The organism is Rhizobium sp. BK316 (assembly GCF_014193695.1).
Taxonomy (GTDB): domain Bacteria; phylum Pseudomonadota; class Alphaproteobacteria; order Rhizobiales; family Rhizobiaceae; genus Rhizobium.
Genome location: NZ_JACHZR010000001.1, coordinates 1414027 through 1439233 on the forward strand (window position 1 = coordinate 1414027; position 25207 = coordinate 1439233).

The following is a 25207-nucleotide window of genomic DNA, read 5'->3' on the forward strand; positions in this document are numbered from 1 at the left end:
CATGTCCGAACTAAAATGGTCCGACACGACGGGAAGCCTCGACCTTTCGACGCTCTCGTCCGCCTATGCGGCCGGTATGCTGACGCCGACGCGCGTGGTGAACGCGATCTACGATCGTATCGCGGCGCGCGGCGAGGATCACGTCTGGACCTATCTCGTGTCGCGCGAGACCGCTCTTGCGGCGGCAGACGCGCTCGAGGCAGAGGGCTATGACGGCCGGCCGCTCTGGGGCATTCCGTTTTCCGTGAAGGACTGCAACGACATTGTCGGCCTCCCCACCACGAATGCCCTGAAGGAAGGTGCCTATATCGCGACGTCCAGCGGTCAAGCACTGGATAGGATCTTCGATGCCGGCGCCATTCTCATCGGCAAGACCAACATGGATCAGTTCGGCATCGGCCTTGTCGGCATGCGCACGCCCTATGGTGCCTGCTCGTCGGTCTTCGATGATCGCTTCATCTCGGGGGGATCGAGTTCCGGGTCGGGCGTCTCGGTCGCGGCAGGGCTTTCGTCCTTTTCCATCGCAAACGATGCCGCCGGCTCTGGTCGCGTGCCGGCCGGTTTCAACAACATCGTCGGCATCAAGCCGACGCCCGGCCTCGTCAGCAATGCATGCGTGTCCGGCGGAGGCTGCGTCAAGACGATCGAAACGCTCGCAATCTTCTCGCTGACCGTCGAGGACGGCATGAGCGTCCTCAGGCTGATCGCCGGGTACGACCCCTCATACCCGTTCTCCCGGCCGGAAGCGGACGCCGTTCCGCTGATACCCGCGCCCGCGCCGCCGCGTTTCCGCTTCGGCGTGCCGGCTGGCAAAGCACTTCGCTTCTTCGGCGATACCGAGGCTGGAAGGCTCTTCGGCGAGGCGATGGCGCGATTGGCCGCGATGGGAGGAGAAAAGGTCGAAGTGGACTTTGCTCCGTTTGAGGAAACCCAGCGTATACTCTACGAGGGGCCATGGATCTCAGAAAGAGCGTTGAGCCTCGACAGCGTGCTTGAGCAGCATGGCGAGGCGATCCATCCGGTCACACGTCAGATCCTGTCGAAATCCGCAAGCTTTACGGCTGGCGACACCTTTGCGGCCATTCACAGGATCGCCGAACTGAAGCGCGATACGCGCGCCCTGTGGGACGACATCGCCGTGCTCCTGGTTCCGACGACGCCGACGATCTACACCAAGGAAGAGATCGCCGCCAATCCCATTCAACTCAACAGCAATCTCGGTATCTACACCAATTTCGTGAACCTGATGGGGTTGTGCGGCATCGCCGTTCCCAACGGCTTTCGCAAGGATGGCCTGCCGCTTGGCGTAACCTTCCTCGCCCCTGGTTTTAACGAGGCGCGAGCAGCCGGTATCGCAGCTGCGTTCCACAGGGCGACCGGGCTCAAGCTCGGCAAATTCGACAATCCCTATCCGGTACCGGCTGACGCGTCTCTGCCCGACGGCTATCGTGAAATTGCCGTCGTCGGTGCACACCTTTCCGGAATGCCGCTCAATCACGAGCTCACGCAGCGATCAGGCCTGTTTCGCAGAGCCGCCCGAACCAGCGGCGATTACCGTCTCTTCGCGTTGAGCGGCGCCATGCCTCCCAAGCCCGGCCTGGTCCGGGACGTCTCGAGCGGCGCCCCGATCGATGTCGAGGTCTGGGCTTTGCCCGTAGCAGACTTTGGAGATTTCATCGATCGGATTCCAGCGCCACTTGGTGTGGGAAAGCTCTCGCTGGAGGACGGCTCTGTGGTCACCGGTTTTCTGTGCGAGGCGGTCGCGGTCAAGGAGCAGCCCGATATTACTGCTTATGGTGGCTGGCGCCGATACGTGGAAAGTATGGCCGTCTGATCCAAAATGTAAGCGTGGTCGCAAACAGTCGCAAGCCTATGGAAAATCGACGGCGAGCACTCCTCCCCTTGTATATTCAATTTGCACTCATTGCTGGATGATCGGTGCGCTCTACGGCAAAACTTGGGACGAACTTCACTTGCCGAAGCCGAATGTTTTCCGCAGACTTTTATCGACGGCGTTTGCGGGCATGAATCTGCGCAACCGGCTGAGAAGCTTCGCTTGACCGCCCGCGGGTTGACGCATGCGGTACGGACCGTTGATCGTCGCCAGGATTTTCTCGGCTACCGTCTGCGCCGACGGCGCCGATTTGATCTGCGCCTGAACCGCTTCGACGGTCGCATTGGCCTGCGTTTCGTAGACGCCCAAGGGCGCCTCAGTATGTGCCGCGTTTACGTCGAGCTTCGTGTTGGTGAAGGTGGGTTCGAGCAACACGACCCTGACGTTAAACTCACGGATCTCGTGATCCAGGGACTCCGACAGCCCCTCAAGCGCGTGCTTGCTGCTGGCATATAGCCCCATGAACGGCGCAGGCAGGAAGCCCAAAACCGAGCTGACATTAATGATGAGCCCGCTCCGAGCGGCACGCATGGAGGGCAGAGCGGCGCGGATCATGCGCAAAGGGCCGAACACGTTGGTGTCGAATACCTTTTGAGCCTCCGCGGTCGAAGTGTTCTCGACAGGACCGACCAGCGAAACGCCAGCATTATTGATCAGCACATCAATTTTACCTGCTTCCGACAAAACCCATTCCACAAAGTTCGCAACCGATGTGTCGTCGGTGACGTCGACGGTTCCGAAGCGGACGCCGGGAATGGAAGGAGCACGGTGCAGGTTGCGTGCGCCTCCAAACACCTGGAAGCCATTTTGTGCAAGAAGGCGCGCCGCTGCCTCGCCTATTCCGGATGATGCGCCTGTGACGACGACGACTTTTTTATTGGACATGCATGCTCCTGAGGATTGCGCAAATAGTTGATTGCGAGGGGTTTCGGCCGGAGGACCAATCCCGAATGGGAAGTCTTCATTTCGCAAACAATCATTTTAGATTTCGATCAACATCTAACCTGATTTTGGATGTCAATCAACATATAAAATGAAACGGACTTCGTTTTATTGAGTTTTGATAAGGAGCGTCCGACCCACTGCCATGAATTCCTTGATCAGGGAGTCGCGTTTGCTGCCTGCGCGGGATCGATCCGCGGCTCGCAGTGCCTCTTTCAAGTCGCTTGCTGCAAGTTCCGTGCAATAGGTTGGGATTGGAGAGGACAAGATGACCGGGACGAAAATTATGCACCGTTCGACGTCGGATCGACATTGGCGGAGCGCCCGTCTGATTTGTCGAGCGCGCGCATGATAAAGCGGATTTGAGCGCGGGCGGCTGCAGCCATGTCCTCTCCTTCCTGAACACGCTGCTCAACCAAAATCGGATGGAAGAACGGCAGGAACGCGGTGATCACTCCCCGTGTGGCATCGTCGGCATCTTCCGCATGGAACTCGCCTGCTTGCAAACCCTCGCGGATCAGTGCTGTCAGGATCGTCTGGATTTGCTCGTTATGCACATTGATGGTTGCCCATCTTTCGTTCATGGCAGCGACGAGCAAATCGTGAATGGGCCTCTCCTCCACCAGCCTCCTCCTGCTGTGCCGGTGGAGCACGTTCAAAAGGTCAACAAGCCTTTTGCTTGCTGGCGCGTCCATCCGTGCGACGGCAAAAACAATTTCAGCAACCTCGTTGATGATACGCCCACAGACGGAACTGTTGATCGCCGCCCTTGTGGGAAAGAACCGGTATACGCTCGCTCGACTTGTGCCCAGGTCGGACGCAATGTCAGCAACCGTGGTCTTGCGATGGCCGATACGGCGAATGTGTTTTTCCGCAATATCCAGGATGCGATCACGTCCTTGCCCTAAAATTGCTTCGTCCGAAGCTGAGGAATAAAACCCTCGTTCATGAGATTCCGACTCCTGTCGATCGGAAGCCCAATAAACACCCCGGACCATCGATACTGAGCCGCTGGTTTTCTCCTTCGCGTCAGGGGCGGTCACGTCAGTACATATCCGAAACATGATGTTACTCCGCAGCCATAGCGCGTTGCAGTTCTGGAGCATTTTGCTCTGTATGATGTGTTTCTCTTTCAGTCGGCTTGATGCGGAACCAGGTGGCATAGAGAGCGGGGAGGAAGAGCAGGATCATTACGGTCCCGACCGCCGTGCCGCCGATCAGCGTGTAGGCCATTGATCCCCAGAATACCGAGTGGGTGAGAGGGATGAAGGCAAGGACGGCCGCGAGTGCTGTCAACATGACCGGACGTGTCCGCTGCACTGTCGCCTCGATGACGGCATGATAGTCGTCGAGACCGGCTGCCTGGTTCTCCTTGATCTGTTCAGTCAGGATCAAGGTGTTGCGCATCAGGATTCCCGCGAGCCCGATCAGTCCGAGAATGGCATTGAAGCCGAACGGTTGATGGAAGATAAGCAAGACGGGAACAACACCAGCAAGACCAAGCGGTCCCGTCAGCATCACCATGGTCATCGTTGACAGGCTGCGGACCTGCAGGACGATGACGATCAGCATTGCGGCAATCATCGCCGGGAAGATCTGAACAAGGGCAACATTGGCCTTCAAAGATTCTTCGATGTTTCCGCCCATCTCGATACGATATCCGACCGGAAGCGAGGCGATCAGCGGCTGGAGTGCCTTCAGAACCTGCTGCGAGACTTCGGGCGGCTGTGTCGCCTCGTTAATGTCCGAGCGGACCGTAATGACAGGCGTTCGGTCGCGCCTTTTCAGGATCGGCTCTTCAAACCGGATTTCAGAATGACCGATCTGATCGAGTGGAACCTGTCGGCCGTCCCGGCTCATCAGCGAGAAGTCTGCCAGTCTTGACGGATCAAGCCTGTTTTCGCCGGCACTGCGCGCGATGACGGGCACGTTCCGGATGTTCTCGCGAACCTGAGTGATCGGAATACCGCTCAACAGCAATTGCATCTGCTGGGCTGCCTCCGCCGGCGAAAGGCCGATCAGGCTCAGCCGATTCTGGTCAGGAACGAAGCGCAGCACCGGCGTGCGGTTGCCCCAGTCGCGATTGGCCTGACGGACATCCGGCACGCCTTTCATGATGTCGAGGGCCTTCTCGGAGATCGCATACAATTTCTTGGGATCCGGACCCATGACGCGGAACTCGACCGGGAATGGTGTGTAGGGACCGAATACGAGCTGCGTTACACGGACATAGGCTTCAGGTGCAAGCCCCTCCGAGACAGCCGTCCGGAGACGGTGCTTCAAGGCCTCGCGGGTCTCGGCGTCGGAAGTCAGCACGACGATCTTGGCGAAGGATGGGTCCGGCAATTCCGGCGCCATGGCGAAGAAGAAACGGGGAGCGCCCTGGCCGACATAGCTGGTGACGGTCTTTGTCTCCGGCTGCTTTTGCAGCCACCCTTCGAGCTTCTCGACCGTGGCTGTCGTCGTCTCGATACTGGTACCCTCAGGCATACGGACTTCAACCAATACTTCCGGACGATCCGACGTCGGGAAAAACTGCTGCTTGACCGCTCCCATGCCAACGACGGAGATACCCATGGCGATGCCGACCACCGCACATGTGACGAACTTGTGCCGCACCGCAAACTCGATCACCCCCCGAAGGCGGCGATAGTTCGAGGTGTCGTAGATGGCGTGATGGCCACCTTCAACCGGCTTGATCGCAGGCAGCATCTTGACGCCGAGGTAGGGCGTGAAGATCACGGCGACGATCCAGGAGACGATGAGGGCAAAGCCCACCACCCAGAAGATGTTGCCGGCATATTCGCCGGCGGTCGAGCGGGCGAAGCCGACCGGCATCAGCCCGATGATCGTTACCAGCGTACCGGATAGCATGGGGGCAGCGGTATGGCTCCACGCATAGGCGGCCGCCTTGATGCGATCCATCCCTTCTTCCATCTTCACCACCATCACCTCGATAGCGATGATGGCGTCGTCGACCAGAAGGCCGAGCGCCAGGATTAGCGCACCGAGCGTGATGCGGTCGAAGAACCTGCCAGTCTCCAGCATGATGAGGAAGACAACGGCAAGCGTGAGGGGCACGGCCAGTGCAACGACGATGCCAACACGCCACCCGAGGCTGATGAGGCTTACGAACAGCACGACGCCAAGCGCCATGGCGAATTTCAGCATGAACTCGCCGACGGCCTCCTGGATGTTGACGGCCTGGTCGCTGACCTTGGCGAGCGTCATGCCGAGCGGCAAGGTCTGTGCGATCGCACCTGATCTTTCTTCCAGCGCCTTCCCGAGCTCCAGACCATTCCATGCCTGCTGCATTACCACGCCGAGCATGATGGCAGGTTCGCCATCGTGACGGATGATATAGATGGCCGGATCTTCATAGCCGCGACGAACCTCGGCAAAATCTGAGAGCTTCATCATGCGCCCGGCTGCGACGATCGGCGTATCGGCGATCGCCTGTATGCTGTCATAAGCGCCATCGAAGCGGATGAAGACCTGCGGGCCGCGCGTATCGATCGATCCCGCCGGCGTCACGGTATTCTGCCGCTGCAAAGCGGCCGCAATGTCCTGTGCCGAAATTCCGAGAGTGGCCAGTTTGGCATAGGAGAATTCGACAAAGATCTGTTCGGGCCGTTCTCCGAGGATGTTGATCTTCTTGACACCGGGCACATGCAGAAGATCCTGACGGATCACTTCTGCCTGACGCACAAGGTCGCGCATCGGCATGCCCTTGGCCTTCAGTGCATAAAGTGCGAAGCTGACATCGGAATACTCGTCGTTGACAAAGGGACCAAGAACGCCCTGAGGCAGGTTACGCGCCTCGTCTCCAAGCTTCTTTCGGGCCTGATAGAATTCCTCTTCGACTGCCGTGGCCGGCGTACTATCCTTAAGCGTAACGGTCAGAAAGGCGTATCCCGGCCGCGTTGTCGTCTCTACGCGGTCGTACCAGGTGAGTTCCTGAAGGCGTTTCTCAAGGGGTTCGGCGACAAGATCCTGCATTTCGCGCGCTGTAGCGCCCGGCCACACGGCTGTCACGGTCAGAGTCTTGATGGTGAACGAGGGGTCCTCCGCCCGCCCGAGCTTGGCAAAGGCATAGACGCCGGCGGCAGCAAGCAGGATGATGAAGAACAGGGTAACGGCTCTCTCGCGAACAGCGAGCGCGGACAAATTGAAGCTCATTGGTTGACCGCCTCTGCTTGTTCCGTACGAACGCTCGCACCGTCCTGCAGGAGATGCGCTCCGAGAGCGACGATCGGCTCGCCTGCCTCCAGGCTGGAAACCACCGCGACCTCCTCGCCGATCTTCTCTACCTGCACTGAACGGAACTGGACGGTCGACGATTTTTCGTCAAAGACCCACACACCGGTTCGGCTGCCGTCGTCAAAAACAGCGCCGACCGGCACCGCTGCATGCGACAGGCCGTTGTCGCTGGAAATTTTGATCGTCACCGTCGCGCCGAGCGGGGCCGAGGCTGCGGCGCCATCCAGGACCCAGCGTGCTTCATAAGTGCGGGTTTGAGGATCGGCGGCATCCGAGATCTGCCGAAGCCGCGCCTTGTCTTGCCGGCTTTCGCTTCCGTAGATGCTTGCCTCGGCTATGTCTCCGATCTGAGGCCGGACGGATTCCGGAAGCCAGACCAGCGCCTCACGAGGCCCGGCTTGGGCGAGCCGGATGACCGTCTGTCCAGCCGTGACCACTTGCCCCGGCTCCCCAAGCGTTTCGACGACCGTGCCATCGGTATCGGCGATCAGCAGCGAATAAGTCGCTGCGTTTTCAGCGACCCTAGCATCTGCTTGCGCCGCCGCGAGCTGGGCGGTTGCGGTATCCAACGCTGCTTTTGCCTGTTCGTAACGCTGCGGAGAAGCGGCTGCCAGTCCGTTTTTCACCAAAGCGGCGTAGCGTCTCTCGTCCGCTTGCGCCTGGGTCAGGACGGCTTGAGCCGCAGCGACTGCATTGCGTTTTGCGGCAAGCGCCAGCCGCAGATCGGTCTCATCGATGCGCATCAAAGGCTGACCCGCCTTAACGTGCTCGCCGATGTCCACATAACGCTGCATGATTTTGCCGGGCACACGAAATCCCAGGTTGCTTTGCACCCGAGCAGCGATTGTGCCCGTGAAGGTCCGCACAGTGCTATCCGGCCTCTTTGCGTCCACCAAGCTGACGAGTGGCGGCGCAACGCGGGGGTCGGCGGCTTGCGCCTTTCCTCCCGAGGCCTCGGCGACGAGAATGAACGCCGTAGCGCCCGCGGCAGCGAGTAGGCCGAAGCTGGTAAGAAGAATTTTGTGATTCATGTCATTGACCCTTGTTCACGGGCGCAGCAGTTAAATTAGATTGCGATCTAACTCTAATTGTGATATAGATGTCAACTGAAATCTAAATGGAGATTGCTATGAGAGTCAGTCGCGCCCAAGCTGAAGCGAACCGAGAGACGGTCATCAACGTGGCCAGCAGGCTCTTTCGAGAGCACGGCTTCGATGGTATCGGCCTCAAGGATTTGATGAAGGGTGCCGGGCTCACCCAGGGCGCCTTCTACAAACAGTTCGAATCCAAGAATGACTTGGCGGCATTGGCATCGCGGCGAGCGATGGAGAGCGCGACGCGTAGATGGTCGACGGTCGCCGCGGGTAGTCCCGATCCGCTTGAGGCAGTTGTCGGCCTTTACCTTTCGACCGATCACCGGGGAGAAACAGGCGACGGATGCCCTCTTGCAGCGCTTGGCTCCGATGCTGCGCGCCAAAGCGAAGGCGTACGAACTCCATTCCAGGATGGCATTGAAGCTCATCTACAGATTCTCGACGAACTGATCCCGGCATCGGACAGCTCGAAACCTTATGACAAAGCCATGGCTGTCCTGTCCCTCATGGTGGGTGCCGTGACGATCTCTCGCATCATGACAGATGAAGACATGTCGCGGCGGGTCCTCGAAACCGCCGCAGACGCGGTCAAACGCATCACGAGCTGCACAGAAGAGGAATGAAATGCACGCGAGCGTTCTCTCCGTACCTCACCGCACGCCGCATTTCGGAGCCACATTAATCTCAGCGTCGACCGGTCGCAGCGCGCCGCCTCAAGAAGCTGGTTGCAGCGCCGAATAGACGGCTCACTGTCGTTCTTCATGGCTTTCGCGCCAGTCGCGGTCCCATATCTTTGTCGACAATTTCCCGCTTCGAGGCATCGACGCCCCCGTCCCAGCCGCCGCCGAGTGCTTTATTCAGCGCCACGTAGCTGTTGGCGAGCGCGATCCGGCTTTGAACGAGGTCATCTTCGGCGCTGTAGAGGAAGCGTTGCGCGTCCAGGACGGACAGGAAGTCCGCCGAGCCGCCTTCGTACAGGGTCCGCGCCAACCTCGCCGACTGACGGTATGCCTCGACTGATGCCGAGAGCTTGCCGTAACGCACCCTTTCCTGCGCCAGCGCGACCAGCGCATTCTCGATCTCCTCGAGGGATCTCAACACCGCGGCCTGATACGCCACGAAATTTTGGTCCCGTTGAGCTTGGATGACCTCGACCGCCGCCTGCAGTTGCCCGCCTCTGAAGAGCGGAACGTTGAGCGCCGGCCCGAACGACCAGCCGATCGAAGAGTTTTTGGCAAGATCTCCGACGCTCAGCCCGGTGGTGGCAATGTTGCCGGTCAAATTGATCGAGGGATATCTTGAGGCTTCTGCCTGGCCTATCCTCGCGGTCGCCTGGGCCAACTGGCGCTCCGCTGAGCGTATATCAGGCCGCGACAGCAGGATATCGGCGGGAATGCCGACCGGCATCGGCAGCTTCGGTCGCGGGATCGGTGCCTGGCGCTTCAACCGTTCCGTAAGCTCGCCCGGCGCACGGCCCGTGAGGACGCTGAGCCGGTGGACCGCTTCGGCATAGGAAATCTTCAGGCCTGGTATCGCGGCCTCGGTCGATCGCGCCTGACCGGTGGCGTTGGCAAGGTCCATGGCCGTTGCGGAGCCTGCGGCCATTCGAACCTTAATCAATTGCGCCGCATCGCGTTGTGCCTTCGCCGTGCGTTGTGCGAGCGCGATGCGCGCCTGATAGCCCCGAGCGGACACATAGTTGGAGGCAACGTCACCGATGAGCGTCAGCATGGCCAGCCGTAATTGTTCGTCGGCTGCCTCCACGCCATAGAAAGCCGCCTCGACGCCACGCTGGTTCCTGCCGAAGAGATCGATCTCCCAGCTTGCGTCGAATCCAGCCTGATATTGCGTTGAATCCTGCCGATCGGGGGCGGCTCCCCTCGCGGCCGCGGTCGTGGTTCTGAGACGGTTCGCGGAACTGTTGCCTCCAAGTGCCGGCAACAGGGTGCCCTCTGCCTGGCGGTAGGTCGCGCGCGCCTCCCTGACCTGGGCCTTCGCCGCCGCGACATCGAGGTTGCCCAGGATGGCTTCCTCGATGAGGGCATTCAAAGTCGGATCGCCGAGGCGGGTCCACCAGCGGGACAATTGCGGCCTGGCAATCGATTGGGTCCGATCCGCCGAGCTATATTTGATCGGGAGCGCAAGCGAAGGTTTCACATAATCAGGCCCAACCGTACAGGCGCCGAGGGACAAGACAAGCGGCAGCATGCCGATGAGCCGTGCAGATCCCGGCAGAGCCTTGTTCCAGGAACCCGTTACAGGGGTGGCCTGTGTCGCACTGGTCATCGTCTTGGATTCTTTCCTGTTTTATGATTCACATGCGCCTGGATCAGGCGACCGGAGGATTGTCCGGCTGTGGTCTAGTGCTGGCGGAGTTCCTGTCGCGGCGACCAAATAGCCGCATGACGACGACATAGAAGACCGGCACGAAAAACACCGCCAATACGGTCGCGGAAACCATGCCGCCGAACACGCCGGTGCCGATCGCATGTTGGGTTTCGGAACTCGCGCCATGCGCAATCATCAGCGGTACGACACCCAGCGCGAAGGCAAGCGATGTCATCTGCCGACGCTGGCAAACCGTGGAGATCGTGTGGAGGTATGGCGCAGATGGCAGTTGATAGCTCGACGTAGCGCTGCGACATCGAATACTATCAGGCCTTCAAACAATGGTGCCTTGCTAGATGAACGCTCTTGCCATTATAGCCGAAGACGATTCGGAGATCGTCGATATCCTTGACGCCTACATGACGCGTGAAGGGTTTCGCACGGTACGTGCAGCCGACGGGAAAACGGCGATTGACCTGCACCTCATCCTAAAGCCGGATCTGATGCTCCTCGATGTGACCATGCCACGCCTTGACGGCTGGGAAGTGCTCGCCGAGATCAGGCGCAGGGGCGATACTCCGGTCATCATGATCACTGCCCTTGATAAGGATATCGACCGTCTCCAGGGTCTCCGCATCGGCGCCGACGACTACATCGTAAAGCCCTTTAATCCTATTGAGGTGGTTGCTCGTGCCAAAGCGGTCCTTCGCCGTGCCGGGCTGGGCAACGCGGCGGGCGTGCTGCGGGTAAGCCGGCTGACGATCGATCTGGATAGTTATCAGGCGAGAGTCGAGGCAGACGGAGAAAACAAAGCCGTGCCGTTGACGCTCACGGAATTCCGACTTCTCGCCCATATGGCAAGAGCGCCGATGAAGGTCTTTGCGCGCGGAGAGCTTGTCGACGCCTGCCTCCCCGGAGGCGATGCGCTCGACCGGACGGTAGACAGCCATGTCAGCAATCTCCGCAGGAAGCTTGAATTGGCGGGTGCTCCCGGAATGTTGTCCGGTGTTCGCGGCGTCGGCTATAGACTGGCCGCGGAGCAATGATCCGGCGCTCCGCTCTCAGCCGCCAGATCCTGTTGTCGATGGCGGTTGTCACGATGATTGCCGTCTTGGTCGTGTTCTTCGGCGTCTACGTTATCTATGCCATTCTGATTTCGCTCTTTCCGTATCCGCTGGACGAGGATAGCTGGCTGCCAACGGAGACCGATCTTCTGATTCTCACCGGCCTTGCCTTGCCGGCCTTCCTCGTTGCAGGATTTGTCTCCCTCAAACTCGCTGCGCGCATCCTCGTGCCGATCAACTCGCTTGCCGAGAGCGCTCGCCGCATCGCAGATGGAGACCTCACCGCTCGCGCGACCCCAGGCGACCATTCGCTTGGCGAGACCGCCCATCTGGTCGCGGACTTCAACATCATGGCGCAAAAGCTTCAGGACATGGCCGACAACGTCGCCTTCTGGAATGCGGCGATTGCCCACGAGCTCAGGACCCCGCTTACAATACTCAAGGGCAGGCTGCAGGGCGTTGCCGATGGTTTGTTCCCCGTCGACGAGAAATTGATCGACGGCCTCATGGTTCAGACCGAAGGGCTCACAAGGCTGGTCAACGACCTGCGCGTCGTCACCCTTGCTGATGCGGGCCGTCTGGACCTGCAGATCGAGCTCATCGATCTCGCCGCAGAGATAAGGAAGGTCGCGGATGTCGTCGAGCCGTCGCTTCAGCAAGCGGGTTTTTCGCTGGAGCTTGCTCTTGTGGATATGACCGTTCCGGCGGATGCGGTTCGGCTCCGGCAGGTGCTCCTGGCGCTCCTGAACAACGCCCAACGTTATGCCAGACCTGGTCGTATTGAAGTTTTTACACTGGCCTCAGGAAACGAGGCCGTCATCCGGGTTGAAGATTCTGGCCCAGGGTTGCCGCCCAATTTCGACAAGCGCGCATTTGAACCTTTTACCCGCGCCGACGATTCCCGCTCCCGCCTTTACGGTGGTTCCGGTCTCGGTCTGTCCATAGTTCGCGCCATTGCGGAAGCACATGGTGGTCAGGCTTCATGCCGCAATTCCTCACGCGGAGGTGCGGTGTTCGAAATCTCTCTGCCACGGGCAACATGAGGCCCTGCGGACGCTCTTCGCTGATGTTCGACACCACGTCCGTGCAGTCTCCGCCCGCCTAATCGCGAGGTTCTCGACAACACGAACTGCGCGGGAAACCTGCAGATATCCGGCCGAGTAAGAATGACGGGATCGAAATATGATCGCGGCCGAATGGAGGTTGGGTGGAGGGATCGTAAATTGTCAGAGATGGCGGGAGGTATCTGAGGAGATTGGGGCTGCATTCCCTCTGGCAACCTGGGAATAGAAATCGAGAACATTGGCAATGCCGTCTGTTCGAGAAAACGAGCTCAATTCGTAAACCACACGGGACAGGCCGACGGCGGCTTTTACATAGAATGCATCGCCTAGAGCCACAGCAAGGCGGTCGATAGAGCCAGGCTCCACGAGGGTCACCGGATGGCCACGCAGATACTCCGACGGACCTTCTGCCGCTGTCGCGATTATGGGAAGCCCCTCGCGCATGGCTTCAAGTATGGCGAGGCCAAACGATTCCTCGCGGGACGGAGAAACGAACAGATCCAGATTGCGTAAAAATCCGGAGACGTTATCGCTATGCCCCAGCAGATGAATTCTGCTGTCGCCTTTGGAAAGGCTCTTCAACGCTGCATGCTGCGGTCCCCCGCCGACAATGACCAACGCCGCGTCATCAGGGGCAGCCTGTTGAAAGGCCGACACCAGGACATCGTAACCCTTGCTCAGATGCAACCGTCCTACGGCGCCGACGAGTGTCGTTTTACGCGGCAACTTCAATTTCGAACGCAGGTCGAAATTCTCGCCCTCTTCCGCAGCCGGCAGCCAGTTCGAAATAAGGCGCGCTTGGCCGGTATAGTTGCCAAGACGTGACAACTGGGCACGGTTCACGCAGATCACGCCGTCGAGGCTGGCATGTTGCTTTGCCTTGAAGCCGACATGCAGCGTTGCAATCTTTGATACGCTGGAAGGAGCAGTGGCAAGCGCCTTGCAGGCAGGACTGAGATGTGCGTGAGCAATCTCAATCGCCGCGCTTATCATCAACCGTCGCAATCTCATGCCGCGTAAGAAAGGCGTCGCGAAGCCGTGAAAGACGACATCCTTGGAAAGGAGGGCGGCCATCGGAGAGGCAAATCTTCCCGCAACATGCACCTCGTGCCCAAGGGCTGCCTGCCCGTTGGCAAGGTCGATACAATACCTTTCCGATCCCGCTATTCGAGAAGAAAAAAGCACATGCAGGATTCGTTGCTTGCTTGTTGCTTTCCGGTTGCCGGGGGATGACGCTCCTTGATCCATAGAAGGATGGGGAGAGCTTTCAAATGTTGCAACGCGACTTGTGTCGCCATTTCGTGAACTAACGGACATCGAGTTTCCAACCGCTGGATGGAAGTCTCCATAACGTCACGACGTTGGCGATGCGTGGAAGTTGTGTGGATGTTCGAAGGAGGAATGAATTCGACTTTGGACCTTTGGATAGGCGGACCGGCCTCGTGAACTCTTTCCTGCACATTGGGCTGCGTCGATAACCAGCAACGGCCTCCATCTAAACTCCACAGTGCCTGCGAACAAACTGAACGCAGGCCCCGATAGTGGAGCGAAAGAAAGGGCCGGAAACCTTATTCCCCCTCCACTGGAGAAGAGTTCACAGTGAAAATATCAGCGATTTTCCGTCTGTCGGGTCGACGGACGGCAGATAGAAAGGCGACCTTTTGATGCAGGCTGAACAGGGGAGAAACGACGGTGTTGATGATTTCGACCACGGGCAATATCCACGCGACCATGGGACTGTGCTTTCTCGAAACGATCCTTGCATTATCAGCGAAGCTGCCGAGGAGCAGCGTCGCATTGCAGATGATCGTTCTCGGAGGGGAGCAGACACCATCCTCATCTGCATCCTGACCGGCCTGTCCGGCGCTATCACAGGCTTTGTATTTGCCGGCCAATTCGCGGTCGCTGGCGTCGCCTATGCTGCGCTGATCCTCGGCGGAGTTCTCGGCTGGCTGGCGCGGGGAGCAGTGGCATGAGAGCTCCTTACGCACCCTTCATCGCCGTCGACAATCTCGGCGACATCGCGGATTCGATCGCCGCATAACCTTCATTGTCCGGCGCTCGACCGATTGGACGCTCGCTGCCAAAGCGCATTCAGTGCGTTGATGAGCAGATCTCCAGAGGCGTCTTTCAGGCTCCCAGCTAAAATATCGATACCTGTCATCGGATGGCAGGTTGAACTTTCGCATCACGGTGCGTTTGCGGAGTTTGCGAGCGTGTTGATTGGTGAAAGGGTGCGTAAATCACTCCTAGGTCTGGCCAACATACAGCAACGGCGCCTTGGCAGGGTTCGTGTCGACACGCTGTTTTCTGTCAGCAACTTCGCGATAGAAATCAAGGACATTGGCGATACCCGTCGAGCGAGAAAAAGCACTCAGATCATATTCGACGCGCACGTGGCCCACAACGCCCTGAGGCTTAAGGGCGTCAATCAGGGCCGCTGACATGTCGTCGATGGAACCAGGTTGCACCAGATTGACTGGATGGCCATGCAGATATTCCGAGGGTCCCTTCGTCGCTGTTGCGATAATGGGGAGTCCTTCACGCATGGCCTCAAGTATGGCCAGACCGAACGATTCCTCGCGAGACGGGGAGACGAACAGGTCCAAATTGCGCAGAAATCCGGGCACGTTGTCTGTATAACCCGGCAAGTGAATTCGACGGTCGCCTCCCGCAATCTTTTTCAACTCGCTGCGCTGCGGCCCTTCGCCGACTATAATCAGCGCCGCATTTTCTGGCGCAGATCGTCTGAAGGCTGCGATGAGGACGTCGTTTCCCTTGCTGGGATGCAGTCGACCTACGGCGCCCACCAACCGCGTTTCACGAGGCAGATTCAATTTGGAACGCAGGTCTACGGCCTCCCCACTCACCGCATCTGGCAGCCAGTTCGAAATCAAACCTGCTTGACCGGCGTAACCGTCGAGGCGGGACAACTGATCGCGGTTCACGCAGATGACGCCGTCCATCCGTGCGTGTCGCTTCGGCTTGAACCCGACATGCAGGGTCGCAATCGTCGTCACGCTATCGGGGACGCTGGCAAGGGTTCTGCTTCCTGGGCTGTGATGTGCATGCGCGACCTCGATTCCGGCCTTCGCAATCAACTGTCGCAGTCTCATCCCACGCAGTAGCGCAGTCGAGAACCCGTGAAAATTGACCTTGTCGGAGAGCAGCGGGACGATCGGCGAGTCGCGAAATCCGACGACGTGAATCTCATGCCCGAGAACAGCCTGTCCATTGGCGAGGTCGATACAGTGCCTCTCTGACCCTGCAATTTCGTCTGCGAAAAGTAGATGCAGGATGCGCAGCTTGCGCATCGCCGAAGACGAGACCTTCCCGTCGATGGAAGGTGACAACAAGTTCCTGCTTCTCGCACCGATGCTTTGCAAATTAACAGGCATCAGCCCCCATCCGCTATTTGATCTCCTTTCATATCGCCGGCATGTTGCAGTTTAGTGGACGACATATGAATGTTTGGTGGATTTAATCTCGGAGAGATCGACAGGCACCACCTCATGTTGCATGACCCATTCGTCGAGTTCGAAGAAAATTGCGCCAGTCCATCCATCTCATTCCATATACAGCGCGCGCGGTATGAACTCCTCTCGATGCGCGTCTATGACCGCGGTCGAGAACATGATGGCGAAGACTGCCATGATGACGCAGAAGATGATCAAGCGGCAGACGAGCATCATCGCTCCTTTCTATCGACTTGATATTGCTGGCTTATATTTGGCGTGTGCACAGATGGCGTGGAGCTTCGGCGAAGATCGCCGGTATGGATGATTTCCAGGCCGTTGATGCCTATACAGCTCGGCAACGCCCTGCAATATGCCAGGCAGTTTTCCAACCACGAGCAGCGGATAGGTCCATCGCTGGCAGGTGACGTGGTCGGCCATCCACGGATAGATTACTATGAGCAAAGCTCGATACCCGCTGGCAATTCGCGTTTTACACTGGATCATGGCGGCGATCGTGTTGGCGATGATCGCACTCGGTTGGGTGATGACCTCGGCAGGCGAGTCCGGGCCAGAGGTCTTGTACCCGCTTCACAAGTCGTTCGGACTGCTGATATTCCTTCTCGTATCTTTGAGACTCGTATTTTGCATATGGGCGGGAGTACCGGAGTTGCCGACCGGCCTCGGCAAATGGGAGGTCGCTGCCGCCAAGGCAGCCCATATTGCTCTCTATGTGTTGATGATTGTCGTCCCACTCATAGGGTACGCGATGTCGAGTTCGTTTACACAGAGTGACGGAGTCGTTTTCCTTGGAATCACGGTGCCGGAACTGAGCGCGTTGGGTCGGTCTACCCGGCAACGATATCTTCCAAGGCCATTGCCATGGCCAATAGGTAGTCGTCCCGGCCATGCGGAGCCGATAGCAGCAGTCCCGCCGGCATGCCGGCCTCTCCAGTCCCGCAAGGGAGCGACACTCCGCACCAATCGAGGAAATTGCCGATCAAGGTATTGCGCAGCGTTTTGAAGTTGACGCTGACGAACAGCTCATCATCCACTTCCAGCGGCGCAAGTGCCGGTGCGACATGGGCGACCGTGGGGTAGGCGACGAGCTCGTTCGGTCCGATCATGCCAGCGATGTCCTCAATCAATCGTTCTCGTGCCTTCAGGATCTCGAGATAGCCGACCAGTGTGATTTTTTCGCCCAGGCGGGTGCGAGCGACGACGCGCCGATCCATGCGCTCAGCCTCGGGGCCTGCCAGGCGGCGATGATGAACGGCAAAGGCTTCGGCGGTCACGAGCGGGCCGTGCTCCGCCATCACCTGAAACAGCCTGTCGAAAGCTGGAAAAGCGGCATGCCGCACCTTGACACCGGCAGCCGTCAGCCGGGCGAGCCCGGCCTGAAATGCCTCGGCCACACCGTCCTCGACATCGTCCATGACGATGTTGGTCGGCACGACGATCGACAGGCTGTCGAGGCTTGCGCGCATGACATCAGGCGCCGCACGGCCGCGCATCGCCGCATCGACCCAGACGGCGTCCTGGACACTTCGGCAAAGAGGCCCGAGCGAATCGAGGCTGGTCGCCAGGGGAAAGACCCCGGCCATGCTGTAGCGGCCACGACTTGCCTTATATCCGACGAGCCCGTTGAATGCTGAGGGGATGCGTACCGAACCGCCTGTATCCGTTCCGATCGAAACCGGCACGAGACCTGCCGCGACGGCAACAGCAGAACCGGAAGACGAACCGCCAGGAATCCGCGCGACATCGGGGGCCAACGGATTGAGCGGCGTGCCGTAATGGGGGTTGAGGCCAAGGCCGGAAAAAGCAAACTCGCTCATATTGACGCGACCGACGGCAACCATGCCGGCCGCTTTCAGGGCCTTGACCACATCGGCATCATCCTGCGCAGGTTCGGCATCCGCAAGCACGATCGACCCGGCCGTGGTGGGCAGGCCGGCAACAGCAAAAAGGTCCTTCCAGGCGACGGGAATGCCGTCCAGCAGCCCGCGCGAACGCCCTTCCCGCAGCCGCCGCGACGAAGCAGCCGCCTCTTCCTTCGCACGCGTATCGAGCAGCCGCGTAAAGATCGCTTGATCCTTATGGGTGCGGATCGCATCGAAGCTCTCCTCGACCAGCGCAACCGGATCGAGGCTGCCGGACTGGATCAGCACCGACAATTGCGCGATCGATTTGCCGAGATGTCCGTGTGTCATTGAGCCTGTTCTCCCCGACTGCCCACCAGCTGCATCCATCGGCGCACCAAATAATTGTGCTCGTCCATTGTCGTGTTCCAAACCGCAATGCAATTGGCGCGCTGCCAGTACGAGCCGCCGCTGCGCAGAGAGCCGGCTTTTATCCTGATCTGCCCGTCCGGACCCGGCAGGTCTTCGGCAGCGGCGGCGCCCTCGTACCAGTAGTCCCATTCGGCCGGCGTCATGAACTGACGCGAGCGCTGCGGCGTGGAAATATAGTATCCCTGCCGCGCGACGACGGCACCTGGCCATCCCGATATCCACCAATTCAGATAGTCGTAGGCGACCTCGAGGAGGCGACCGTTCAAATGTTTCGAAAGGCACAGGCCGCCATGCCAGGCGCGATAGCCTTCGGCGGGCACGGCCTGCTCGACCGGCACACCCTTCGAATTCAGAATGCCGATGCCGGGCGACCACATGCTCTGGACGCTGGTCTCGCCGGCGATCATCAGCCGCGCCGCATCCTCGGCGGTTTTCCAGAAATCTCTGAAGAAGCCGGCCTTCTTGCGCTCCTCCAGGAGATCGATCAGCTGATCGATCTCTTGAATGGACATATTGCCGATGTTGTCGAACGACATGAGACCGGCAGCTTGTGCGGCCAGCGCCGCATCGAAGATGCCGATGGCAGGCTCATCCACCAGCGCCACCCTGCCCGCCCATCGCTCGTCGAAGAGCGCACCCCAGGAATGCATCCCGACGCCATTCGGTGCCAGATCGGTCCGATAAGCGAAACTATCGAAATTATGCGTCGTCGGCAGCATCGAGACGAAGCGCGACGGCGTGTCGCCGAGAGTGAGATTGGGCTGAACGAACAGCTTGCGCGCCGGCACGTCGCCAAGTCCCATTCGGGGGTTGGGGCCGATGTGACCGGTCTTTGTCAGATCGTTGACCTCATCCCATAAAACGATGCGCTGGGTGTCCACCGGTTGGATCGCGCGCCAGTGCCAGACGATATCGAGATTGTGGAAGCACTGATCGTAGATATCGTAGGTGTCCGGTTCGCGGGCCGCCTTGTACTGCGTCGTCAAGAAGTCGTTGTTGTCGAACGACACATCGATACCCAGATCATCCTGCGCGCGCAGGCGCAGTTCCTCCAGCAATGAGATCGCAGTGCCGAGCACGCGCAGGCGCGGCCGCCCCTCCAGATGCAAAGCAGGAACAGACAGAGATGTTGCGACGGATCGGTGCTTGTTCATGGATGGACCGGTTGTCTCATTGCGCCGCGGCGATCGGGTAAGATGTAACCGACGACATCTGCGGCATCCGCGCCGGTGTGAAGGCTTCGAAGGAGCGTTTCAATAGAGCGCCGTCGAGCCCGTCAAGAATGAAGACCAGACGCGAGGTGTGATCCGCCGAAGGCCATCCACTCATATGCACCGGTGTATGCACCAGATGCTGGACGCCGTGAACGGCAACGGGGCGCTCCTCGCCGCTGAGATTGAGTATGCCCTTCACGCGCAGTATCCGCTCCCCATGCCGATTGAGCAGCATGGTCAGCCAGAGCCCGAAAGCCGTCCAGTCGACAGGCCTGTCGATGCTGAACGAAATCGAGGAAATGGCGGCTTGATGCGTCGCACCGTCCGATGAGACGAGCTCCACCGGCTCCTCGCAGTAAAAGCCGCTTTGCGACAGACCGTTTATGGGTGAGACGTTGCTCTGGGCGGCGACCAGCGAGGAGAGATCGAGATCCGGATCGGCCGCCACCAGAATCGGGGCGTCGGGATTGAGTGTACGAAGACGAGCTTGAAGGGCCGGTCCCTCGCAGCCTGCTGCAAGATCGGTCTTGGTAACGATCAACCGATCCGCGACGGCGGCCTGCCTGTTCGATTCGATGTAGGTGTCGAGCTGTCGCAGCCCATTCACCGCGTCGATTGTCGTGATCACGTTGCCGGCGCAAAAGTGATGCCTGAGCACCGGATCGGCCTTGATGGTCGACAGAACCGGGAAGGGATCGGCAAGGCCCGTGCTTTCGATGATGACACGCCGGAATGGTGGCAAAAGCCCACGTTCGCGGCGGGAATAAAGCTCCTTGAGTGCGGCGGCGAGTTCGTCGCGCACCGTGCAGCAGACGCATCCGGAGCGCAGCAGCACCATTTCGCCGTCGACGCTTTCGACGAGATCGTGATCAAGCCCGATTTCTCCGAACTCGTTGATGAGCACTGCCGTATCGGCAAAGGCCGGATCCGCCAGGATGCGCTTGAGCAGTGTCGTCTTGCCGGAACCGAGGAAGCCCGTCAGCAGATTGATCGGCAGAAAGTCGCTGGCCTCAATCGACATATCGCGCCTCCATCCTGGCGATGAAGGCAACATCAAGTGGATCGCAGGACCGGCCTGCGAGCGTTTCGGCCGCTGGCCAGAGATGACCGAGATCCTCGATGATCTCGCTCCTGCCCGTTCGCGTCGACAACACGAAGGACGCGCCCTGCCAGTCGGTGAGCACAAGGCCGAGACCCGAGAGCATCTCGTTGGCGGCGCGCACGCGCTCGGCACGCTCCCGCCGCCTGTCGGGGCTGCCATGATTGCGCGTGAACACACCCGGTCGTGCCGCGGCATCCGTCCAGTGCTCATTGCCGCCGAGCACGCCGCATAGTGAACACATGGCGATCCGCCTCCTTCAGAATTGATGCTCTCGGTCTTTCAAACTAGCCGGCTATTTCTTTCGCGGAAAGCGGGCGGCGAAATCGTCGGCGATCTCATTCATCGTGACAAACTTCACGCCGGGATGCTTGATCATATGCGCGTAGAGACGCTCCAGCATCATCAGCACCTGCGGCCGGCCGGCGACGTCGGGATGGATGGTGATCGGGAAGACGGCGTAGTCCATTTCGCGATAGACCCAGTCGAACTGATCGCGCCACATCTGCTCGATGTGATGCGGATTGACGAAGCCGTGGCTGTTCGGGGATTTCTTGATGAACATCATCGGCGGCAGATCGTCGAGATACCAGGATGCGGGAATCTCGATCAGATCGGTTTCCTTGCCGCGCTTCAGCGGCACCATCCATTCCGAGGGCTTGCGCGAATAGTCGATCTTCGTCCAGCTGTCACCGACGCGCACATAGTAGGGCATGAAATCATTATGCATCAGCGAGTGATCATACTTGATGCCGCGCTCCAAAAGCAGTTCGTTGGTCACATTGGAGAATTCCCACCATGGCGCGACATAGCCGGTCGGGCGCTTGCCGGAAAGCCTGGTCACCAGTTCGATGCACTTGTCGAGGATTTCGGTCTCCTGCTCGCGCGTCATGGCGATCGGATTTTCGTGGCTGTAGCCATGGATGCCGATTTCATGGCCGGCATCGGCCACAGCCTGCATCTGCTCCGGAAAGGTCTCGATCGAGTGGCCGGGAATGAACCACGTCGTCTTGATGCCGAACCGTTCAAAGAGCCTCACCAGCCGCGGGCTGCCGACCTCACCGGCAAAGAGCCCTCTCGAAATATCATCGGGCGAATCCTCCCCGCCGTAAGAGCCGAGCCAGCCGGCCACCGCATCGACGTCGACGCCAAAACTACACAGGATTTCCTTTGCCATGAGATGATCTCCTTCAATCGCGTTTTCTCTAATTAGCGAGCTGGAATGACGGTCGCGTCGGCCGGATCCCAGGTAAGCATGACCGGGGCGCCTATCGGAAAAGCGCCGGGCCGATATTTGTCGACATGGGCTTCCAGGGCCAAACCGCGGCCGTCCGGCAGGCTGATGCCGATCTGCGAGATATGGCCGACCACGTCGAAACGCTCGACGCGCGCGCCGACCACATTGCCGCCAAAAACCTCGACGAGATTTTCTCGCGCCGGGCCGCCAGCCGCATGAACCTCGATCGCCTCCGAAGGGATGACGATGTTGACCTTGCTGGAGAGGCCGCCATTGGCGCAGCCCGACAGCGTGCCGAACGACGTCGAGACGAATGTGCTGTCGGCCTCGGTGCCGGCAACCTCGCCCTCGAAGATGGCGTTGCGGCCGATGAACTGCGCCACGAACGGCGTATTCGGGCGCGTATAGAGCTGATGCGGCGGGCTGATCTGTTCCACCCTACCCTGGTTCATGACGACGATGCGGTCGGACAGCGCCAGTGCTTCCGATTGGGCATGGGTGACGAACACGAACGTTACTCCGAGCTTCTTCTGCAGCAATTTGAGTTCGTTCTGGATCGCCTTGCGCAGATTGGCGTCGAGGGCGCCCAGCGGCTCGTCAAGAAGCAGTACATCCGGCTCGACCACGAGGCCGCGGGCAAGAGCGATGCGCTGACGCTGACCGCCGGAGAGCTTGTCGGGCTTGCGCTCGGCGATATCCTCCAGGCCCAGGGTGGCGAGGATACGATCGACCCGCGCGTCACGCTCGGCCTTCGCCATGCCCTTGACCTCAAGACCATATCCGACATTCCGTCGCACAGTCATATGCGGAAACAGGGCATAGTTCTGGAAGATCATCGATGTCGGCCGCTTCTGCGGCCGCACATCGTTCATGCGCTCGCCCTTGATCATCATGTCGCCGGAGGAAATGCTTTCGAAGCCGGCGATCATGCGGAGAGTCGTGGTCTTGCCGCAGCCCGACGGCCCGAGGAAGGCGATGAATTCGCCTTTCTTGATCGAAAGATTGAAGCCTATGACGGCGGGCGTGCCATTGTCATAGACCTTGCCGACATTGATGAGTTCCAAATCATACATCATGAGAGATCTCCGAGCCTGGCCGGGGAGGCGGACATCGCCTCCCCGCAGAGCTGAGAATGGATGGCTGACGCCGCCACTTTACGCGTTGAGGAATTCATCCCACTTCTGGACGAGATGGTCGTATTCATCCGGCCATTGATGCCAGTAGGCGACGTTCTTGGCGCGCTCCGCCAATGAGCCGCCATCGCGCAGATCGCCTTCCTTGATGCCGCGCTCGGCAGCGCCGACCCACGGCTTGCCTTCGTACCAGAAGGCATATTTGTCCGGAGCCATGACCTTCTGGATGTTGGTGGACGGCGAATAATAGCCCTGTTCGGACACGGTAATGCCGGGCTCGCCGGACAGCCAGTAATCGGCGTAGGCGATCACGGCTTCCTTGTTGGGCGTGCCTGCGATCATCGACGGACCGATCGCCCAGCCGCGATAGCCTTCCTTCGGCACGGCATATTTGCATGCCTTGCCCTGCGCCTTGACCGCCATGACAGCCGGCTGCCAGGCGTCACAGACCACCATCTCGCCGGATGCCATCAGGTTGACCAGCTCGCCGAAATCACCCCACAGGGCGCGGAACTGCCCGTCCTTTTTCTTGGAGACGAGGAACTTCGCCGCTTCGTCGATTTCGGCCGTGTTCGGATTGCCGGGATTCTTGACGTTCAGAAGGCCAAGCGTATTCATCGCCATGATGGCCTGGCCGAAGGCGATCAGGGGGTCGGTGTTGAGGCCCGACTTTCCCTTCCACTTCGGATCGAAGATCGCAGACCAGGTGTTGGCTTCTTCGGCGGAGAGAACGTCCGGATTGTAGCCGATAGAATCGTAGTTATAGACCGCAGGCACCATGTTCAGCGTCGTCTTGGCGTCATCTGCCCAGATCTGACCGACGATCTGCTGCTTCGGCTCCCACTTGTCCGAGGGCGTGGTGAAGGTATCGCGGATATTGGCCCAGTTCTTCAAGGAGGCGGCCGGGACCGGCTCGACATTGTCGGTCATGACGATCGAGGGCAGACGTTCGCCGATGATCTCCCAGCAATCGTAATCCTTGGAACCGGAAAGGATCTTGGTCTGGGCGTCCGGAAAGGTCGCCGCGGTGCCGGAGGTCTGCCCGACGCCGCTCACTTTGCGGAAGTCGTCGAGGATACGCTCCTGGACCGTGACCGAAAGGCCGATGGTGCGCAGTTGCTCCTTGGCAAGGTTGGCAGCCTGCGCGTAGGCCGCCCGCGACGACAGGAAGGGCGTGCCGCCCCCGATCGCAAGCGCCATCACGCCAGCGGAGTGCTTCAACAGAGAGCGTCTGTTCATTTCCATTTTGGACATTTCATGTTCTCCAGTGCTGATTGCTGTTCCCTTGAGCCCTTTGTGGGCCTGCTTCATTGCCATATCGCCTCTGCCCGGCCCTCGCCGGGGCGATGACGATCAGTACCGGCCCACAAGGAGGCCACCATCCACGACCAGAACCTGACCGGTCATGTATCTCGCGCCGTTCGAGGCGAGGAATGCGATCACGTCGGCGATGTCGTCCGGCTCGCCGAGCCTGCCCATGGGGATGAACTCGGCCGCCTTTTCGGCTCCTGCGGGGCCAAGCGAATTCTCTTCCGAAAGAAGCTGAGCCGTGCGGATGTAGCCGGGTGCAATGCCGTTGACCCTGATGCCGTCCTTCGCCAGCTCGACGGCAAGCCCGCGCACGAGGCCGACGACCCCGGATTTCGCCGCCGAATAATGGACATGCTCGTCCCATCCATAGGCCACGCCCATGATCGACGAGAGGGCGACGATGCTACCGGATCTGCGGGCGCGCATGCCTGGTACGGCGGCACGCACCAGCCGGAAGATGCCCTTCAGGTCGATATCCATCGTCATGTCCCACTTGTCGTCGGTGAGCTTGTCGAGGGGTGTCCTGTGTGCGACGCCGGCATTGGCGACGATGATGTCGATCTTGCCGAAGCGCGCCTCGACATTGGCGACGAGCCGGTTCGCCGCCTCGGTCGAGCGCACGTCGTAAAGGTGGAACTCGGCCGAACCGCCGGCAGTGAGAATGGCGCGAACGGTCTCCTCGCCCTCCTTTTCGAGGATGTCGGTGACGACGACATGGTCGCCGAGCGCAGCAAAGGCCTTGGCTGCCGCCTGGCCGATGCCGATGCCCGCGCCCGTGACGATGACGACCCGCTTGCCTAAACTGTCCATCTGCTTTT

At 59.6% G+C, this 25207-nt stretch carries 21 protein-coding genes and 1 pseudogene; 6 read left to right on the forward strand and 16 right to left on the reverse strand.

Annotation, left to right across the window (positions count from 1 at the left end):
- Position 1 precedes the first annotated feature (1 nt).
- The gene (atzF, locus tag FHT87_RS06315) at positions 2-1834 is read left to right on the forward strand and encodes an allophanate hydrolase (protein WP_183800315.1); all 1833 of its coding nucleotides are present in this window, start codon (positions 2-4) and stop codon (positions 1832-1834) included.
- Positions 1835-1969: 135 nt separating this feature from the next.
- On the opposite strand, the gene FHT87_RS06320 is transcribed toward atzF, so the two are convergent.
- The 4 genes from FHT87_RS06320 to FHT87_RS06335 form a co-directional block, all read right to left on the reverse strand.
- Positions 1970-2779 carry an oxidoreductase gene (locus FHT87_RS06320; protein ID WP_183800317.1) on the reverse strand — a complete coding sequence of 270 codons (810 nt, stop codon included), beginning with the start codon at positions 2777-2779 and terminating at the stop codon, positions 1970-1972.
- Positions 2780-3120: 341 nt separating this feature from the next.
- The gene (locus FHT87_RS06325) at positions 3121-3879 is read right to left on the reverse strand and encodes a TetR/AcrR family transcriptional regulator (RefSeq protein ID WP_348649353.1); all 759 of its coding nucleotides are present in this window, start codon (positions 3877-3879) and stop codon (positions 3121-3123) included.
- 25 nt (positions 3880-3904) lie between these two features.
- Entirely contained in the window at positions 3905-7015 is a 3111-nt protein-coding gene (locus tag FHT87_RS06330; protein ID WP_183800323.1) for an efflux RND transporter permease subunit, read from the reverse strand.
- A complete protein-coding gene (locus FHT87_RS06335; RefSeq protein WP_183800326.1) occupies positions 7012-8127 on the reverse strand; it encodes an efflux RND transporter periplasmic adaptor subunit in 1116 nt (371 codons plus the stop codon). The genes FHT87_RS06330 and FHT87_RS06335 overlap by 4 nt, the downstream gene beginning before the upstream one ends.
- Before the next feature lie 98 nt (positions 8128-8225).
- On the opposite strand from FHT87_RS06335, the gene FHT87_RS06340 reads away from it, so the two are divergent.
- Positions 8226-8813 (forward strand): TetR/AcrR family transcriptional regulator, encoded by a 588-nt coding sequence (locus FHT87_RS06340; protein ID WP_183801059.1) that lies wholly within the window; start codon positions 8226-8228, stop codon positions 8811-8813.
- A gap of 136 nt (positions 8814-8949) precedes the next feature.
- Here the strand turns inward: FHT87_RS06340 and FHT87_RS06345 are convergent, their stop codons facing one another.
- Together FHT87_RS06345 and FHT87_RS06350 are read right to left on the reverse strand one after the other, a co-directional pair.
- Positions 8950-10398: an efflux transporter outer membrane subunit gene (locus tag FHT87_RS06345; RefSeq protein WP_246699592.1), complete on the reverse strand. Its 1449-nt coding sequence runs from the start codon at positions 10396-10398 to the stop codon at positions 8950-8952.
- 121 nt (positions 10399-10519) lie between these two features.
- A pseudogene (locus tag FHT87_RS06350) lies at positions 10520-10753 on the reverse strand (efflux RND transporter permease subunit); the annotation flags it as partial.
- Positions 10754-10874: 121 nt separating this feature from the next.
- Here FHT87_RS06350 and FHT87_RS06355 point away from each other — a divergent pair.
- Together FHT87_RS06355 and FHT87_RS06360 are read left to right on the forward strand one after the other, a co-directional pair.
- Positions 10875-11564: a response regulator gene (locus FHT87_RS06355; protein ID WP_183726421.1), complete on the forward strand. Its 690-nt coding sequence runs from the start codon at positions 10875-10877 to the stop codon at positions 11562-11564.
- On the forward strand, positions 11561-12625 hold the full coding sequence (locus FHT87_RS06360; protein WP_183726423.1) for an ATP-binding protein: 1065 nt from the start codon (positions 11561-11563) through the stop codon (positions 12623-12625). Before FHT87_RS06355 ends, FHT87_RS06360 begins: the two co-directional genes overlap by 4 nt.
- 183 nt (positions 12626-12808) lie before the next feature.
- Here the strand turns inward: FHT87_RS06360 and FHT87_RS06365 are convergent, their stop codons facing one another.
- Positions 12809-13963 (reverse strand): glycosyltransferase, encoded by a 1155-nt coding sequence (locus tag FHT87_RS06365; protein WP_246699568.1) that lies wholly within the window; start codon positions 13961-13963, stop codon positions 12809-12811.
- Positions 13964-14310: 347 nt separating this feature from the next.
- Here FHT87_RS06365 and FHT87_RS06370 point away from each other — a divergent pair, with 347 nt between their 5' ends.
- A complete protein-coding gene (locus tag FHT87_RS06370) occupies positions 14311-14622 on the forward strand; it encodes a hypothetical protein (protein ID WP_183800331.1) in 312 nt (103 codons plus the stop codon).
- Positions 14623-14895: 273 nt separating this feature from the next.
- Here FHT87_RS06370 and FHT87_RS06375 read toward each other — a convergent pair whose 3' ends face one another.
- Complete coding sequence (locus tag FHT87_RS06375; protein ID WP_246699569.1) at positions 14896-16044, reverse strand: glycosyltransferase; 1149 nt, start codon at positions 16042-16044, stop codon at positions 14896-14898.
- Positions 16045-16297: 253 nt separating this feature from the next.
- On the opposite strand from FHT87_RS06375, the gene FHT87_RS31370 reads away from it, so the two are divergent.
- Positions 16298-16429: a hypothetical protein gene (locus FHT87_RS31370; protein ID WP_281411202.1), complete on the forward strand. Its 132-nt coding sequence runs from the start codon at positions 16298-16300 to the stop codon at positions 16427-16429.
- Positions 16430-16949: 520 nt separating this feature from the next.
- Here the strand turns inward: FHT87_RS31370 and FHT87_RS06380 are convergent.
- From FHT87_RS06380 to FHT87_RS06415, 8 genes are all read right to left on the reverse strand, one after another.
- Positions 16950-18314 carry an amidase gene (locus FHT87_RS06380; protein ID WP_183726427.1) on the reverse strand — a complete coding sequence of 455 codons (1365 nt, stop codon included), beginning with the start codon at positions 18312-18314 and terminating at the stop codon, positions 16950-16952.
- Positions 18311-19549 carry an extracellular solute-binding protein gene (locus FHT87_RS06385; RefSeq protein WP_183726429.1) on the reverse strand — a complete coding sequence of 413 codons (1239 nt, stop codon included), beginning with the start codon at positions 19547-19549 and terminating at the stop codon, positions 18311-18313. Before FHT87_RS06385 ends, FHT87_RS06380 begins: the two co-directional genes overlap by 4 nt.
- A gap of 16 nt (positions 19550-19565) precedes the next feature.
- Complete coding sequence (locus FHT87_RS06390; RefSeq protein WP_183800334.1) at positions 19566-20630, reverse strand: GTP-binding protein; 1065 nt, start codon at positions 20628-20630, stop codon at positions 19566-19568.
- Entirely contained in the window at positions 20620-20952 is a 333-nt protein-coding gene (locus FHT87_RS06395; protein ID WP_183800337.1) for a hypothetical protein, read from the reverse strand. Before FHT87_RS06395 ends, FHT87_RS06390 begins: the two co-directional genes overlap by 11 nt.
- Before the next feature lie 51 nt (positions 20953-21003).
- Complete coding sequence (locus FHT87_RS06400) at positions 21004-21885, reverse strand: polysaccharide deacetylase (protein WP_183800340.1); 882 nt, start codon at positions 21883-21885, stop codon at positions 21004-21006.
- 32 nt (positions 21886-21917) lie between these two features.
- Entirely contained in the window at positions 21918-23021 is a 1104-nt protein-coding gene (locus FHT87_RS06405; RefSeq protein WP_183800343.1) for an ABC transporter ATP-binding protein, read from the reverse strand.
- A 78-nt stretch (positions 23022-23099) separates the two neighbouring features.
- The gene (locus FHT87_RS06410; RefSeq protein WP_183726439.1) at positions 23100-24332 is read right to left on the reverse strand and encodes an extracellular solute-binding protein; all 1233 of its coding nucleotides are present in this window, start codon (positions 24330-24332) and stop codon (positions 23100-23102) included.
- A gap of 99 nt (positions 24333-24431) precedes the next feature.
- Positions 24432-25199 carry an SDR family NAD(P)-dependent oxidoreductase gene (locus tag FHT87_RS06415; protein WP_183726440.1) on the reverse strand — a complete coding sequence of 256 codons (768 nt, stop codon included), beginning with the start codon at positions 25197-25199 and terminating at the stop codon, positions 24432-24434.
- Between the last annotated feature and the right edge of the window lie 8 nt (positions 25200-25207).

Bases quoted from the DNA above. Each gene is read 5' to 3' on its own strand.
- FHT87_RS06400 (WP_183800340.1), bottom strand. From the start codon at position 21,885: ATGGCAAAGGAAATCCTGTGTAGTTTTGGCGTCGACGTCGATGCGGTG.
- FHT87_RS06405 (WP_183800343.1), bottom strand. From the start codon at position 23,021: ATGATGTATGATTTGGAACTCATCAATGTCGGCAAGGTCTATGACAAT.
- FHT87_RS06410 (WP_183726439.1), bottom strand. From the start codon at position 24,332: ATGTCCAAAATGGAAATGAACAGACGCTCTCTGTTGAAGCACTCCGCT.
- FHT87_RS06355 (WP_183726421.1), top strand. From the start codon at position 10,875: ATGAACGCTCTTGCCATTATAGCCGAAGACGATTCGGAGATCGTCGAT.
- FHT87_RS06370 (WP_183800331.1), top strand. From the start codon at position 14,311: ATGCAGGCTGAACAGGGGAGAAACGACGGTGTTGATGATTTCGACCAC.
- FHT87_RS06340 (WP_183801059.1), top strand. From the start codon at position 8,226: ATGAGAGTCAGTCGCGCCCAAGCTGAAGCGAACCGAGAGACGGTCATC.
- FHT87_RS06360 (WP_183726423.1), top strand. From the start codon at position 11,561: ATGATCCGGCGCTCCGCTCTCAGCCGCCAGATCCTGTTGTCGATGGCG.
- FHT87_RS06335 (WP_183800326.1), bottom strand. From the start codon at position 8,127: ATGAATCACAAAATTCTTCTTACCAGCTTCGGCCTACTCGCTGCCGCG.
- FHT87_RS06380 (WP_183726427.1), bottom strand. From the start codon at position 18,314: ATGACACACGGACATCTCGGCAAATCGATCGCGCAATTGTCGGTGCTG.
- FHT87_RS06320 (WP_183800317.1), bottom strand. From the start codon at position 2,779: ATGTCCAATAAAAAAGTCGTCGTCGTCACAGGCGCATCATCCGGAATA.
- FHT87_RS06345 (WP_246699592.1), bottom strand. From the start codon at position 10,398: ATGCTGCCGCTTGTCTTGTCCCTCGGCGCCTGTACGGTTGGGCCTGAT.
- FHT87_RS06375 (WP_246699569.1), bottom strand. From the start codon at position 16,044: ATGCCTGTTAATTTGCAAAGCATCGGTGCGAGAAGCAGGAACTTGTTG.
- FHT87_RS06385 (WP_183726429.1), bottom strand. From the start codon at position 19,549: ATGAACAAGCACCGATCCGTCGCAACATCTCTGTCTGTTCCTGCTTTG.
- FHT87_RS06390 (WP_183800334.1), bottom strand. From the start codon at position 20,630: ATGTCGATTGAGGCCAGCGACTTTCTGCCGATCAATCTGCTGACGGGC.
- FHT87_RS06330 (WP_183800323.1), bottom strand. From the start codon at position 7,015: ATGAGCTTCAATTTGTCCGCGCTCGCTGTTCGCGAGAGAGCCGTTACC.
- FHT87_RS06415 (WP_183726440.1), bottom strand. From the start codon at position 25,199: ATGGACAGTTTAGGCAAGCGGGTCGTCATCGTCACGGGCGCGGGCATC.
- FHT87_RS06395 (WP_183800337.1), bottom strand. From the start codon at position 20,952: ATGTGTTCACTATGCGGCGTGCTCGGCGGCAATGAGCACTGGACGGAT.
- FHT87_RS31370 (WP_281411202.1), top strand. From the start codon at position 16,298: ATGATGACGCAGAAGATGATCAAGCGGCAGACGAGCATCATCGCTCCT.
- atzF (WP_183800315.1), top strand. From the start codon at position 2: ATGTCCGAACTAAAATGGTCCGACACGACGGGAAGCCTCGACCTTTCG.
- FHT87_RS06365 (WP_246699568.1), bottom strand. From the start codon at position 13,963: ATGTCCGTTAGTTCACGAAATGGCGACACAAGTCGCGTTGCAACATTT.